The sequence below is a fragment of the Sphingomonas bacterium genome, from assembly GCF_028289855.1.
Classification (GTDB): domain Bacteria; phylum Pseudomonadota; class Alphaproteobacteria; order Sphingomonadales; family Sphingomonadaceae; genus Sphingomonas.
Map to the genome: position 1 here is coordinate 1 of NZ_JAQGKZ010000107.1, position 13,919 is coordinate 13,919.

Genomic DNA, 13,919 nt, shown 5'->3' on the forward strand with positions numbered 1-13,919 from the left:
GCGCCGCCCAGCCGAGGAAGATGCGCGGCCATGGTGAGCCCAGCCGGAACAGCCGCCACAGGTAGTGGAGCGGGACGGTGATCAACAGCGCGCCGAGCAAGCCGGCCGTGCGGAAGACGATGCGGAGCCAGCCGAGCGGGTCGATCGGCGGCGGGTTGCCGGCAGCCGCGGCGGCGCGTTGATCGGGGCTCAGGACTTCCGGTCCAGGCTGACCCCGTACAGTTCCATCCGGTGGTCGACCAGGCGAAAGCCGAGCTTCTCGGCGATCTGTTTCTGGAGTTGTTCGAGCTCGGGATCGACGAATTCGAGCACATTGCCGGTCTCGATGTCGATCAGGTGATCGTGATGCGATTCGGGCGCTGGTTCGTAGCGCGAGCGGCCATCGCCGAAATCGTGGCGGTCGAGGATGCCGGCTTCCTCGAACAGGCGGACGGTGCGGTAGACCGTGGCGATCGATATGCCGGGATCGATGTGCGATGCGCGTTCATAGACCTTCTCGACGTCGGGATGGTCCTCGGCCTCGCTCAGCACGCGCGCGATGACACGGCGCTGCTCGGTGATGCGCAGTCCCTTTTCGTTGCAGAGAGCTTCGAGATCGATCTTGCGCGCCATCGGGCCGATATAGGCGCATTGCACTTGTTGCGAAAGGCGAGAGTGACTCGCAACAAAGGGGAGGCCTCGCGGCGCTCCCCTCTATCGTCACCCCAGCGAAAGCCGGGGTATCGTGCAACTCCTATCCCGCGCATCGCCGGAGATCCCAGCTTGCGCTGGGATGACGGCACGGATCGGGCGCGCGTTACTTTACCGTCTTGCGGCGCTTGGTGCCCAGGCCGATCTTCTTCGCCAGCGTGCGGCGCTGCTCGGCATAGTTGGGCGCGACCATCGGATAGTCGGCGGGCAGGCCCCACTTGGCGCGGTACTGGTCGGGCGTCATCTGATAATGCGTCATCAAGTGGCGCTTGAGCATCTTGAGCTTCTTGCCGTCTTCCAGGCACACGACGTAATCGGGCTTGATCGACGCGCGGATCGAAACCGCCGGCTCCTGCTTCGGCGCAGGCGGCGGCGCGGCCGGGTTCAGTTTCGACAAGCCGCGATAGATGTTCTGGATGACCAGTTCGATGTCGGAAACCGCGACATTGTTATTGCCGAGATATTCGGCGGCGATGTCGGCGGTCAGCGTGACCAGCGTTTCCTGCATTTCAGTCATATCGTCCATTGTCGTTCCTAACCCCGTTTTTTGGATGTTTTTGCTCCCCAGCGAACGCCCTTTGAGCGTTCCCGAAGCAATGTGCAAGGCGATGGTGACGAGTTATCGTGTCGCGCGGCGAAGGGTTATGGCCGAGTAACTTTGCCCATTGGGCCCGCGATAGTAATCGCGCCGCTCGCCGACCTTGCTAAATCCCGAATTTCTATACAATTTGATCGCGTCGTTGCCGTCGCGCACCTCCAGATGCATCGACACGATGCCGCGCATCGCGCAATCCGCGACGACCGATCGCAGCAACGCCGCGCCGACGCCGTTGCGCCGCGCTTCGGGAATCACCGCGAGCAACAGTAGCTCGGCCTCGTCGAGCACACCGCGAATCAGCGCGAATCCGACCGCGCGGCCGTTCAGTTCGGCGATCGTCAGCCACACGCCCGGGACCGACAGGATTCCGATCACCTGGTTGCGAGTCCACGCCTCGCCCCAGCGCGGGTCGAACGCGTCGGCCATCAGCCGGTCGATTCGGTCGAGGTCGCGAACGTCGCCCTCGCGCAGATCGATTGCGGCGGTGCTCATCGGGCCGCCATCGGTTTGGCGTCGGGCGCGCGGCCGTAGATCGGGCGCGGGGGCAGGGCGGTGAAAGCCGATGCCAGCAGGATCGAGTCGGCGGCGCTGGGCAGCCTGTCTTCGCCGCCTCCACCGAGGAACCGAACGCCGTTACCGACTGGATGCGCGCCGTCCAGCCGCGCCATCGCCTCGGCTGGCACAAGCGACGCCAGATCGGCGGTGGGAGCGAACGGATCGGCGGCGAATGGCTGCATGAAGACCTCGCCATGCCCGCCCTCCAGAACGACCGCAACCCGGTCGCGCGTCGGATCGGCGGCGAACGCGGTGGCGGCGATCAGCGGAAGCGACGAATAACCGCTCACCGGCACGCCCCAGCCAAGCCCGAGCCCGCGCGCGGCGGCGATGCCGACGCGGATGCCGGTGAAGCTACCCGGCCCTACATCCACGAGGATCGCATCCGCCCGCCCACCATCGGGCAGTTCGGCGATCATCGGCACCAGCCGTTCGGCATGGCCGCGCCCGACGACCTCATGCGCCGCCGCGACGACCTTGCCGTCCTCGATCAAGGCGACTGAGCACACGGCGGTGGCGGTTTCGATGACGAGGGTGCGGGTCATGCCTGCCCGCTAGCCCAATTCAACGGTCAGACAACAGTGTTGAACTTCGCGAAATCCGGACGCGGCAGGCGGCCGAAGATGCTCGACGGGTCGCCGTGGCCCAGCGTGGAGAGCATCACCGATTTGTAATTCGGCCGGTCGGCGAAGAACCCGGCGTCGACTGCGGCATTGTCGAACCCGGTCATCGGTCCGGTATCGAACCCCAGTGCCCGCGCCGCCATGATGAAATATCCGCCCTGCAACGTCGTATTGAGAAACGCGTGCCGTTCGCGCGCGACGGGCTCGGCGAACCATGGCCGCGCATCGACGTGCGGGAAGAATTCGGGAAGGTGTTCGTGGAAATCCTTGTCGTAGGCGACGATCACGGTCGCGGGTGCCTTACGGATTTTGTCGGCGTTGGTCGCGCTCGCGAACCCGGCGAGCTTGTCCTTCGATTCCTGACTCAGACACCAAATGAAACGGCCTGGCTGCTGGTTGGCCGATGTCGGGGCCATCTTCACCAGCTCGTAGATCGCCTCGATATCGACCTGCGTGACGGGCGCGTCGGTATAGCCGTTATACGTGCGGGCGGTGCGGAACAGCGTGTCTAGTGCGTCGTCGGTGAGCGGTGTGCCCATGACTTAAAAACCTTTCTGGCAACGATCGGACGAAGTCGCAGCGGTCAGACCGCGCGGACCTCGGTGACTTCGGGGACGTAATATTTGAGCAATTGCTCGATGCCGTTCTTCAGCGTCGCGGTGGACGAGGGGCAGCCCGCGCACGCACCCTGCATGCGGAGGAACACCTTGCCCTTGTCGAACCCGCGATAAATGATGTCGCCGCCATCATTGGCGACCGCGGGGCGTATGCGCGTCTCGATCAGCTCGCGGATTTGCGCGACGATGTCGGCATCGGCGGGGTCGTCGGCGATCCCGGCATCGTCGGCGGGTACGCTGAAGCCGGCGCTGGCCGGCTTGAACAGCGGCATGGCGGCGCTGAAATGATCGAGCAGGATCGCCAGCACGTCGGGCTTGAGGCTCGACCATTCGACCCCGGGCGCGGCGGTCACCGACACGAAGTCCCGCCCGAAGAACACGCCGGTCACGTCGCCCAGATTGAAGATCGCCTCCGCCAGCGGCGACGCATCGGCTTCCTCCGGCGTCGCGAAATCGCGCGTGCCGGCGTCCATCACGGCACGGCCGGGCAGGAACTTCAGCGTCGCCGGGTTGGGCGTGGTCTCGGTCTCGATCAGCATGGGGGCGATGTGGGCGCGATGGGCGCGGGGATCAAGCACCGAACGGGAAACGGATGGTTGCCTGGCAGGGATCGTGATCGTTCATTGCCCGTATCTGTTCCACGCCCTAGACGGGGATATATGCCGATCCTGTTCCGCGCTCCGCGCCTTTCGCTTCTCGTCGCCGTTACTCTGGGACTTTCGATCCCCGCGATCGCCCAGAACGTCCCGAACGCCAAAAATCCCGCTGCCGTCGTGCCGACGATCCGGCCTGAGGTCGATCGCTCGCCCTGGCTGTTCAAGGGCAGCGACATCACTCCCGATGCCAATTGGCATTTCGGCACGCTGCCCAACGGGTTGCGTTATGCCGTACGCAAGAACGGCGTGCCGCCGGGGCAGGTCTCGATCCGAGTCCGGATCGACGCCGGGTCGCTGTACGAGGACGACGCCGAACAGGGCTATGCGCACTTCATGGAGCACCTCGTGTTCCGTGGCAGCCAGTACGTCGCCGATAACGAGGCGAAGCGGACATGGCAGCGGCTCGGCGCGACCTTCGGCAGCGATACCAACGCGCAGACCAGTTTTACCCAGACGGTATTCAAGCTCGATTTGCCGGCGGCGACGCCGGAGTCGGTCGATGAAAGCCTGAAAATCCTGTCGGGGATGATGGAAGCCCCGAGCTTCGACGACAAGGTCGTCAACTCGGAACGCCCGGTGGTCGAGGCCGAGCAGCGCGAGGCGCCCGGGCCGCAGGTCCGCTATGGCGACGCGATGCGCGCGGCGTTGTTCGCCGGGCAGCCGTTCGCGGTGCGCTCGCCGATCGGGACGACCAAGACGCTGGAGGCGGCGACTGCGGGGTCGCTGCGCGCGTTCCACGACAAATGGTATCGCCCCGAACGCGCGGTCGTGATCATCTCGGGCGATATCGACCCGCTGATTTTCGAAAGCCTGGTCGACAAGAATTTCTCCAGCTGGAAGGGCAAGGGGGCGAACCCCGCCGATCCCGATTTCGGCACGCCCGCGACCAAGCAGCCGATCACCGGCTCGCTGGTCGAGCCCGGCATCCCGACCGTCGTGTCGATGGGCGTGCTGCGCCCGTGGCACTTCAACGCCGATCTGGTGATCTTCAACCAGAAGCGGCTGGTCGATCTTCTCGCGGTTCAGATCATCAACCGCCGGCTCGAATCGCGTGCGCGCAGCGGCGGCAGCTTCATTTCGGCGGGGGTTAGCCTCGACGACGTCGCGCGCTCGGTGAACGGCACGTTCGTGACGATCCAGCCGATCGGCAACAATTGGGAACAGGCGCTCAAGGACGTGCGCGCGGTGATCGCCGACGCGATGACGAACCCGCCGAGCCAGGCCGAACTCGACCGCGAACTGGCCGAATATGATTCGGCGATGAAGAACGGCGTCGATACGGCGCGGGTGGAAGCCGGCTCGGCGCAGGCCGACAACATGGTCTCCGCGCTCGACATCCGCGAGACGGTGGCGGCACCCGACGTGTCCTATGCGATCCTGACCGACGCGCGGGCAAAGGGAATGTTCACCCCCGCATCGATCCTCGCATCGACCAAGCGCGTCTTCGAAGGCGACGCGACGCGCGCGTTCGTCTCGACCCCGACCCCCGATACCGGCGCGGGCACAAAACTGGCCGCCGCGCTGACCGCCGACGTATCGAAGCTGGTGACGAAGCGCACCGCGCTGACCGCGGTCGATTTCTCGAAACTGCCGCCGCTCGGGCCTCCGGGCAAGGTCGCCAGCCGCGAGATGCTGACCGATATCGAGATGGAGAAGATCACGTTCGCCAATGGCGTGCGGCTGATGCTCTATCCCAATCCGGGCGAGACCAACCGGGTCTATGTCCGCGTGCGCTGGGGCGGCGGGTATAACGCCTTGCCCTCGACCAGGCGGACGCCGGCGTGGTCGGGCGACCTCGCGCTGATCCCCAGCGGCATCGGCAATTTGGGCCAGGAACAGATCGACCAGCTCACCACCGGGCGCCGGTTGGGGATGGATTTCGGCATCGACGAGGACGCGTTCGTGCTCGGCGCGGTGTCGTCGCCCGCCGATTATCAGGACCAGCTCCGGTTGTTCGCCGACAAATTGGCGTCGCCCGGCTGGGATCCGGCGCCGATCGCGCGCGCCAAGGCGTTGCTCGCGACCAGCTACGCCGGGTTCGAATCGTCGCCTGACGGCGTGCTGAGCCGCGACCTCGAATATTTCCTTCACGACCGCGATCCGCGCTGGGGCACGCCGCCCAAGCCCGCGGTCGATGCGCTGACCCCGGCGACGTTCAAGGCGTTCTGGCAGCCGGTGCTGGCGACCGGGCCGATCGAGGTCCAGGTGTTCGGCGACGTCAAGGCGGAAGAGGCGATCGCCGCGGTTGCCAAGACGCTCGGCGCGCTCAAGCCGCGCACCGCGAGCGCCGTCACGCCGGCCGCGATCCGCTTCCCCGCGCACAACGCCAATCCGGTGGTGCGCACGCATACCGGTCAGGAAAACCAGGCGGTCGCGCTGATCGCGTGGCCGACCGGCGGCGGGGTCGAGGGCGTGGCCGAAAGCCGCAAGCTCGAAGTGCTCGCGCAAGTGTTCACAGACCGGCTGTTCGACCGGCTGCGCACCGAATCGGGCGCGAGCTACAGCCCCAGCGTCCAGGCGAGCTGGCCGATCGGCGCGGCGAATGGCGGGCGCGTGATGGCGGTCGGCCAGGTGCCGCCCGACAAGACCGCTCTGTTCTTCCGCCTCGCGCGCGAAATCGCCGCCGACCTGGCCAAAAATCCGATCGGCGACGACGAACTGCAACGCGTCAAGGCGCCGATGATCCAGTATGTGCTGCGCTCGTCGACCGGCAACGGCTTCTGGCTCAACCTGCTGGCGGGCGCGACCTATGACTCGCGCCGGATCGACGCGGCGAAATCGATCGTCGTCGATTACAACAGCATCACCGCGGTGGACCTCCAGGCGGTGGCGGCGAAATATCTGCGGCCCGACAAGGACTGGACGATGGAAGTGGTGCCGAAGTCGGTCGCGGCGAAGGCCGGACTGGTCGTGGCGGCGGGGCAGTAGACTGCGCCTTTCGACAAGGATTTAACCCTTATACAACGCGTCCAGCCGCTCGCCGTACACCTCCTTCAATACATGCCGGCGGATCTTCAAACTCGGCGTCATCTGCTGGTTCTCGATCGTGAAAGGCTCGTCCGCGACGATGAAGCGGCGGACACGTTCGATCACCGACAGATCCTTGTTCACGCGCTCGACCGCGGCGAGCAGCGCGGCGCGGTAATCGCTGTCCTGCGCCAACGCCTTGAAGTCACACGACGTGCCCGACTTCGCGCACCATTCCTGAGTCCATTCGGCGTCGGGGACAATGCACGCCACCATGTAAGGCCGCCGGTCGCCTGCGATCATCGCCTGGCCGATCTCGGGCTGGAGCGTCAGCATGCCTTCGACCTTTTGCGGGCTGACATTGTCGCCCTTGTCGTTGATGATCAGGTCCTTCTTGCGGTCGGTGATCTTGATCCGGCCCTTTTCGTCGATGATCCCGACATCGCCGGTGTGCAGCCAGCCGTCCTTCAGGACGCGGGCGGTTTCTTCCGGATTGCGCCAATATCCGTGCATGACGAGCTCGCCGCGCACCAGGATCTCGCCGTCCTCGGCGATTCGGACTTCGGTGTTGAGCAACGGCGGGCCGACCGTGTCCATCTTGAGTCCGACGCGCGGGCGGTTGCACGAGATGACCGGCGCGGACTCTGTCTGGCCATAGCCCTGCAGGAAGGTCAGCCCTAGCGACTGGAAGAAGATGCCGATTTCGGGATTGAGCGGCGCCCCGCCCGACACCATCGCCTTGATCCGCCCGCCGAAACGCTTCGAAATCTTGGGCATCAGCAGCGACTTCACGATCAGGTTCATCGGCTGGTCGTAGATCGGCACGCCGCCCGCCGCGCGCTTGCCGCCGATCGAGACCGCGCGGTCGAGCAGATAGTTGGACAGTTTGCCCTGCTTCTCGATCGCCTTGACGATCCGCGTACGCAGCACCTCGAACAGCCGCGGCACGACGACCATGATCGTCGGGCGCACTTCCTCGATGTTGCTGGCGAGCTTCTCCAGCCCTTCGGCGTAATAGATCTGCGCGCCGAGTCCGATCGGGAAATGCTGGCCGCCCGTGTGCTCGTAGGCGTGAGAGAGCGGGAGGAACGACAGAAACACTTCGTCTTCCCAGCCGAAATCCTCGGCGATCAAGGTGCAGCATCCCTCGACGTTATGCAGGATCGCGCCGTGATGCTGCTGCACCCCGCGCGGCGCGCCGCCCGTGCCGCTGGTGTAGATGATGCACGCCAAATCGTCGCGCGTTGCGGTCGATGCCATCGCCGACGGGTCGGTCGGATGGTCGGCGATCAGCTTGTGCCACGGATGGTAATCGAGCGTGCCGGTCTGCATCACGCGGAGGTCGTCGATGCCGATGATGAACCGCGACTCGCTCGCCCGGATCGCCGCGGGGAGCAGCGCGCGCGCCAGCTTGGCGGTCGACACGATCACCGCGCGCGCGCCCGAATTCTCCAGGATATGCGTGTGATCGCGCTCGGTATTGGTGATGTAGGTCGGCACCGTCACGCAGCCCGCGGCCATGATCCCGAGGTCGCTGATACACCATTCGGGGCGATTTTCGCTGACCAGCATCACGCGGTCGCCGGGCTGGAGGCCGATCGCCTTGAGACCCGCGGCAAGGCTCGCGACTTGCTTCGCGGCATCGGCCCAACTGAGCGATACCCAGGCCTCGCCCTGCTTGTGCCACAGGAATGGCGCGTCGCCGCCTACCGCCGCCCGTGCGAAGAACATCGCGACGAGATTGGGGAAATGTTCGATCTGCCGCATGCGGCTCCTCTCCTGCTGGCGCGCGGTCTTCCGCTACGCCTCAAAAAATGACCGTTCGTGCTGAGCTTGTCGAAGCACGTGGTGCGAAACACGCCCTTCGACAGGCTCAGGGCGAACGGATGTAGCTATTGCTCCAACGCCACTCCAACGCTGCGCGGATCGGCGGCGCCGACCCATTTTGTACCATCCCATGCCGCGGCGTTGGCCTTGAGGCCCAGCTTGGCGATCGACACCTTGTTGCCGAGTTTTTCCATCGCAGGCTTGAGCGCTTCCAGGCTGGTGCCCTGTTCGAGAATGACGCCGTCCTGGTTGAAATAGATCAGCCCCAGCCCGAGCGCGTCGCGCGGTTCCATCCCCCAGTCGAGCCGGGCGATGATCGCCTTCGTGACTTGCATGATGATCGTCTTGCCGCCCGCCGCGCCCACCACGAACACCGGCTTGCCGGTCTTGGTGTCGTACACGATCGTCGGCGACATCGACGACAACGGGCGCTTGCCCGGCTGGACGCGGTTGGCGACAGGCTTGCCGTCCTTTTCGGGGGCGAGCGTGAAGTCGGTCAGTTCGTTGTTGAGGACGAAGCCGTTGGCGAGCAGCTGGCTGCCGAACGGACCCTCGACGGTCGAGGTCATGCTGACGATATTGCCGTCGCCGTCGATCGCGACGAAGTGCGTGGTGCCGGGGACTTCGTTCTGTGTCGCCGCCGTGCGCGGCGGTGCGCCCGGGGGCATGCCGGCCTCGTATTTGGCCAGCGTGCTGGTCGGCGAGATCAGCTTCGAGCGCGCCTTGAGATAGGCCGTGTCGATCAGCCCGGCGACCGGCACCTCGACGAAATCGCGGTCGCCGAGATATTTCTCGCGGTCGGCATAAGCCAGCTCCATCGCCTCGCCGATCAGATGCCAGGCAATTGGCGAATCCTTACCCAGTTTCTTCATGTCGAAGCGTTCGAGCATGCCGAGGATGCCGAGCACGGTCGTTGCCCCCGACGAGGGCGGCCCCATCCCGCAAATCTTGTAGGCCCGGTAGTATCCGCAAACCGGTGGGCGCTCCTTGGCGCGGTAATCGGCAAGGTCGGACAGCGTCATGTCGCTCGGCGCGACCTTGCTGCCGGTCGCGGCGTCGACGATCGCCTGGGCGTTCTTGCCGGTGTAAAACGCCTCCGGCCCGTCATCCGCGATCTTGCGCAATATTTTGGCCAGCGCGGGGTTCTTGATCGTCGCACCGATTTCGGGCGGCTTGCCGTCGATCAGATATTGGTTGGCGACCGCCGGGAAATCCTTCCACAGTGGCGACACCATCGCGACGCCCGCGTTCATCGGCCGCGTCACTTGATACCCGTCCTCCGCCAGCCGGATCGCGGGCGCGAACAATTCCTTCCACGCCAACTTACCCCAGCGCGCATGGACCATCGCCATCAGCCGGACGTTGCCGGGCACGCCGACCGACTTGCCGCCGGGGAAGGCTTGAATGAACGGCAGCGCCTTCCCGTCGGGCCCGACGAAACGTTGCGGGGTGGCCGCCATCGGCGCTGCCTCGCGCCCGTCGACGGTGGACACCATGCCGGTCTTGCCGTCGTTATAGACGAAAAACCCGCCCCCGCCGATGCCGCTCGACTGCGGCTCGACCACGGTCAGCGCGAGCATCATCGCCATCGCCGCATCGGCAGCGCTGCCGCCCTTGCGCAGGATTTCCTGACCCGCGGCGGACGCGCGCGGATCGGCGGAGGACACGATGCCCTGCGCCGATGCGGCGGCGGGCGAAAACAGGATGAGGGCGAGGGTGAGGAGGAGCTTCTTCATGGCCCGCGACCCTAGCGGTGTAGGGGCGGGTGGCAAGACGCTACGGCATTCCGCTATTTGCGCGCATTGCGCGTGAGCACCACCGCGATCGCTATTCCCGCGACGACTGGCAGTAGCAAGATGATGCCGAAAATGGCCCAATGGAAGATCGAAAAGCTGCCCATGTCCCGTCCCCCGTTTGTACGAGAGCCACGCTAGGCCGAACCGATCGCATCCTCAATGCTGGCAAATCCGTCGCGAGCCAGGAACGCGGCGAGATCCCGGACGATCTGCACGGGCAAGCCCGGGCCGCCATAAACCAGGCCGGTGTAGAGCTGTATCAGGCTCGCTCCGGCACGAAGGCGGGCATAGGCTTCGGCGCCGCTGTCGATGCCGCCTACCGCGATCAGCGCGAGCTTTCCACCGGTCGCGGCACGGAAGTCGCGCAGGCGTTGCGCGGCGAGGGCGGCGAGCGGGGCGCCCGACAGGCCGCCTTGTTCGATCGCGTTGGACGACCGCAACGTTGGCCGGCTGACGGTGGTGTTGCCGACGATCAGCGCGTCGACCCCGGCGTCGATCGCGGCGCGCGCGATCTCGTCGATCTGCGCGGGTTCCTGGTCGGGCGCGATCTTGAGGAACAAGGGCGTCGTGCCGCGTGCGGCCGCCGATCGTGTGAGCAGGTCGACCAGTGCTGGCCCGTGCTGGAGCTCGCGAAGCCCCGGCGTGTTGGGCGAACTGATGTTGATCGTCACGTGGTCAGCGATGGGTGCGGCGGCGGCGACGGCGGATTCGTAATCGGCGATGCGGTCGGTCGCGTCCTTGTTCGCGCCCACATTGATGCCGAGGATGCCGGTACGCTTCGCGGCCCGCGCGCGGGGCAGAGCAGCGGCGAGTCCGCCGTTGTTGAACCCCATGCGGTTGATAACCGCGCGGTCCTCGGCCAGCCGGAACAGCCGGGGCCGCGGGTTGCCTGCTTGCGGCAGCGGGGTCAGCGTGCCGACCTCGACGGCACCGAAGCCGAGCCCGAAGAACCCGGCGATCGCGCGCCCGTCCTTGTCGGCGCCGGCGGCCAGTCCGAGCGGATTGGGGAAGGTCAGCCCAGCCACGGTTACCGGCAGCGCCGGCGGTCGCGGCGCCAGCGGCGTCCCCGTCGCGCCCCAGGCGGCAAGCATATCGATCGTCAGGCCGTGCGCGCGCTCGGCGTCGATCGCAAACAAAGCGGGGCGCAAAACAAAGCTCATGTCAGTGCCATGGCACCCGCCCGCGAAATTCGCAAAAGCGGCGAATTCGTCCAATACGACTCGGAAAGGTAAGGATAAACAAATCCTGCGACCCGAAGGACCCTGGGAGGGGTTCTTTCCCTCGACGGCCCGGTTCCCCTTGGGGAGCTGGGCCGCTTTTCGCTGTAGACCCTCTGGTCGGCTCCGAAACAATCGTATAAAAGCGACATCACGAAAGAAAGAAAGGGCGCGCTTTCGTGAGCGATATCGCACTCGACTATCGGGTCCCCGGACCCGACGTTGTTGATTACGCTACTCTATTCTACTTCTTCAGCACCGACTTGCCGGTGTTCGAGGACATGGAACGCGCCGACCACGCGCAGATGCGATTCAGGCTCGACGATGGCGCCGCCGAATATCGCTTTGTCGATGGCACGGTACAGCAGGCGATGCCGGTCCATGTGATCGGCCCGAGCAGCGCGGCGTACAAGGTGCGCGCCGAGGGGCCGGTGCGGTTGTTCGGCTGGGGACTGACCGCGGGGGGCTGGGCGGCGATGATGGGCGGTGACGCGTCCAACGCGCTCAACCGCATGATCGACCCGACCGCGTTGCTCGGCGCGCGCATGATGGAAACGCGCGCGGCGTTGCAGCGGGCGGCCGATATCGACGCCATGACTGCGATCGGCACCGCGCTGATCCACGAATTGGTCGGCGATTCGTGCGTGGAGATGGTGCGGTTCGCGCAACAGGTCGATGCCTGGCTGGAGGACAGCCAGTCGCCCGAAATCGACGATCTGATCGCGGTGACCGGGCTGTCGCGGCGTCAGGTCGAACGCAAGTGCAACGCGATTTACGGCGCGCCGCCCAAGCTCCTCGCGCGCAAGTTCCGCGCGTTGCGCGCCGCGGTGGCCATGCGCGGGCGCGACCTGAGCTTCGACGACGCGGTCGGGCAGGGGTTCTACGACCAGTCGCATCTGATCCGCGAGGTGAAGCAATTCACCGGGCTGACCCCCAAGCAAATCCGCGACCAGCCCACTGCGCTCGCCGCGATCACCGTCGCGCAACGCACTGCGCTGGGCGGGCAGGTCAAGACGCTGATTTCGGAGACGTGAATCGTCCTGAATCGGGTTGACGCAGTGACTGCGCACGCCCACATGCCCAATCGGATCAAATCGATCCGATTTGAGAGTCATTCGCAACAATGCGCCTGTCCAGCCTGGCCGATTATGCCGTCGTGATGATGTCCGCCGCCGCTCGCCATTGCGGCGGGATCGGCCGGCTCAACGCGACCAGCCTCGCCGAGGAAACCGGCCTACCGCTGCCGACGGTGCAGAAACTCGTGAGCAAATTGTCCGCTGCAGGATTGATCGAAAGTCAGCGGGGAACCGGCGGCGGGTTTCGCCTTTCGCGCCCGCCCGCGACGATCACGCTGGCCGACATCGTCGAAGCGATCGAGGGGCCGATTGCGATGACGTCGTGTGTCGATCACGGCGCGCACGATTGCTGCGTCGAGGGGAGTTGCAAGGTGAAGCCGCACTGGAATGCCGTTAACGGCGCGGTGCGCGGGGCGCTGGCTGGCGTGAGCCTCGCCAATCTCGCCTCCCAGCCTGTGGCGGAGCACGCCTGATGGAAGCGGACATCAAGAACGCCGAAGCGCATGCCGCCGCGAACAAGGCATACGAATGGGGTTTCCATTCGGACATCGAGCAGGAATTCGCGCCCAAGGGGCTGAGCGAGGACACCGTCCGCTTCATCTCGGCCAAGAAGGGTGAACCTCAATGGATGCTCGAGTGGCGGCTCAAGGCGTACCGGCTGTGGCTGACGATGGAGATGCCCGACTGGGCGAAGCTCAACGTCGACCCGATCGATTACCAGGACGCTTATTATTACGCCGAACCCAAGGCGAAGCCGAAGCTTGGGTCGTTGGACGAGGTCGATCCCGAAATCCTGCGCGTCTACGAAAAGCTCGGCATCCCGATTTCGGAGCAGAAATTGCTCGCGGGCGTCGAAGGCGGTGAACAGGGCGGATTGCCCCAGCGCCGCGTCGCGGTCGATGCGGTGTTCGACAGCGTCAGCGTCGCGACGACGTTCCGCAAGGAGCTCGAAGCCGCCGGCGTCATCTTCCGGTCGATCAGCGAGGCGATCAAGGAATATCCCGACCTCGTCCGCAAATGGCTCGGCAAGGTCGTGCCGCAGCACGACAATTACTTTGCGGCGCTGAACTGCGCGGTCTTCAGCGACGGGACCTTCGTCTACATTCCGGAGGGCGTGCGCTGCCCAATGGAGCTGAGCACGTATTTCCGGATCAACGCGGAGAATACCGGCCAGTTCGAACGCACGCTGATCGTCGCCGACAAAGGTGCCTACGTCTCGTACCTCGAAGGCTGCACCGCGCCGATGCGCGACGAGAACCAGCTCCACGCCGCGGTGGTCGAACTGGTCGCGCTCGAC

The 13,919-nt window shown here is 65.4% G+C and carries 12 protein-coding genes and 1 pseudogene; 4 read left to right on the top strand and 9 right to left on the bottom strand.

Annotation, left to right across the window (positions count from 1 at the left end; genetic code table 11):
• Nucleotides 1–189: 189 nt before the first annotated feature.
• From JWM94_RS12730 to JWM94_RS12755, 6 genes are all read right to left on the bottom strand, one after another.
• On the bottom strand, nt 190–612 hold the full coding sequence (locus JWM94_RS12730) for a Fur family transcriptional regulator (protein ID WP_299427510.1): 423 nt from the start codon (nt 610–612) through the stop codon (nt 190–192).
• Between the two features lie 184 nt (nt 613–796).
• Entirely contained in the window at nt 797–1,216 is a 420-nt protein-coding gene (locus JWM94_RS12735) for a MucR family transcriptional regulator (RefSeq protein WP_299427512.1), read from the bottom strand.
• A gap of 93 nt (nt 1,217–1,309) precedes the next feature.
• Nucleotides 1,310–1,780 carry a ribosomal protein S18-alanine N-acetyltransferase gene (gene rimI, locus JWM94_RS12740; protein ID WP_299427515.1) on the bottom strand — a complete coding sequence of 157 codons (471 nt, stop codon included), beginning with the start codon at nt 1,778–1,780 and terminating at the stop codon, nt 1,310–1,312.
• Entirely contained in the window at nt 1,777–2,388 is a 612-nt protein-coding gene (tsaB, locus tag JWM94_RS12745) for a tRNA (adenosine(37)-N6)-threonylcarbamoyltransferase complex dimerization subunit type 1 TsaB (protein WP_299427518.1), read from the bottom strand. The genes rimI and tsaB overlap by 4 nt, the downstream gene beginning before the upstream one ends.
• Before the next feature lie 26 nt (nt 2,389–2,414).
• The gene (locus tag JWM94_RS12750) at nt 2,415–3,005 is read right to left on the bottom strand and encodes a malonic semialdehyde reductase (protein WP_299427522.1); all 591 of its coding nucleotides are present in this window, start codon (nt 3,003–3,005) and stop codon (nt 2,415–2,417) included.
• 44 nt (nt 3,006–3,049) lie between these two features.
• The gene (locus JWM94_RS12755) at nt 3,050–3,622 is read right to left on the bottom strand and encodes a NifU family protein (protein WP_299427525.1); all 573 of its coding nucleotides are present in this window, start codon (nt 3,620–3,622) and stop codon (nt 3,050–3,052) included.
• Between the two features lie 120 nt (nt 3,623–3,742).
• Here JWM94_RS12755 and JWM94_RS12760 point away from each other — a divergent pair, with 120 nt between their 5' ends.
• A complete protein-coding gene (locus JWM94_RS12760; RefSeq protein WP_299427528.1) occupies nt 3,743–6,667 on the top strand; it encodes a pitrilysin family protein in 2,925 nt (974 codons plus the stop codon).
• A gap of 21 nt (nt 6,668–6,688) precedes the next feature.
• Here JWM94_RS12760 and JWM94_RS12765 read toward each other — a convergent pair whose 3' ends face one another.
• The 3 genes from JWM94_RS12765 to JWM94_RS12775 form a co-directional block, all read right to left on the bottom strand.
• Nucleotides 6,689–8,473 (bottom strand): long-chain fatty acid--CoA ligase, encoded by a 1,785-nt coding sequence (locus tag JWM94_RS12765; protein ID WP_299427530.1) that lies wholly within the window; start codon nt 8,471–8,473, stop codon nt 6,689–6,691.
• Nucleotides 8,474–8,598: 125 nt separating this feature from the next.
• Nucleotides 8,599–10,269 (bottom strand): gamma-glutamyltransferase, encoded by a 1,671-nt coding sequence (gene ggt / locus JWM94_RS12770; RefSeq protein WP_299427533.1) that lies wholly within the window; start codon nt 10,267–10,269, stop codon nt 8,599–8,601.
• 194 nt (nt 10,270–10,463) lie between these two features.
• Nucleotides 10,464–11,489 (bottom strand): quinone-dependent dihydroorotate dehydrogenase, encoded by a 1,026-nt coding sequence (locus tag JWM94_RS12775; protein WP_299427536.1) that lies wholly within the window; start codon nt 11,487–11,489, stop codon nt 10,464–10,466.
• A 236-nt stretch (nt 11,490–11,725) separates the two neighbouring features.
• Here JWM94_RS12775 and JWM94_RS12780 point away from each other — a divergent pair, with 236 nt between their 5' ends.
• The 3 genes and pseudogenes from JWM94_RS12780 to JWM94_RS12790 form a co-directional block, all read left to right on the top strand.
• Nucleotides 11,726–12,580, top strand: coding sequence for an AraC family transcriptional regulator (locus JWM94_RS12780; RefSeq protein ID WP_299427542.1), 855 nt, complete (start codon nt 11,726–11,728; stop codon nt 12,578–12,580).
• An 89-nt stretch (nt 12,581–12,669) separates the two neighbouring features.
• The gene (locus JWM94_RS12785; protein WP_299427545.1) at nt 12,670–13,095 is read left to right on the top strand and encodes an SUF system Fe-S cluster assembly regulator; all 426 of its coding nucleotides are present in this window, start codon (nt 12,670–12,672) and stop codon (nt 13,093–13,095) included.
• Nucleotides 13,095–13,919, top strand: a pseudogene (locus JWM94_RS12790) (Fe-S cluster assembly protein SufB); the annotation flags it as partial. The gene JWM94_RS12785 and the pseudogene JWM94_RS12790, both read left to right, overlap by 1 nt.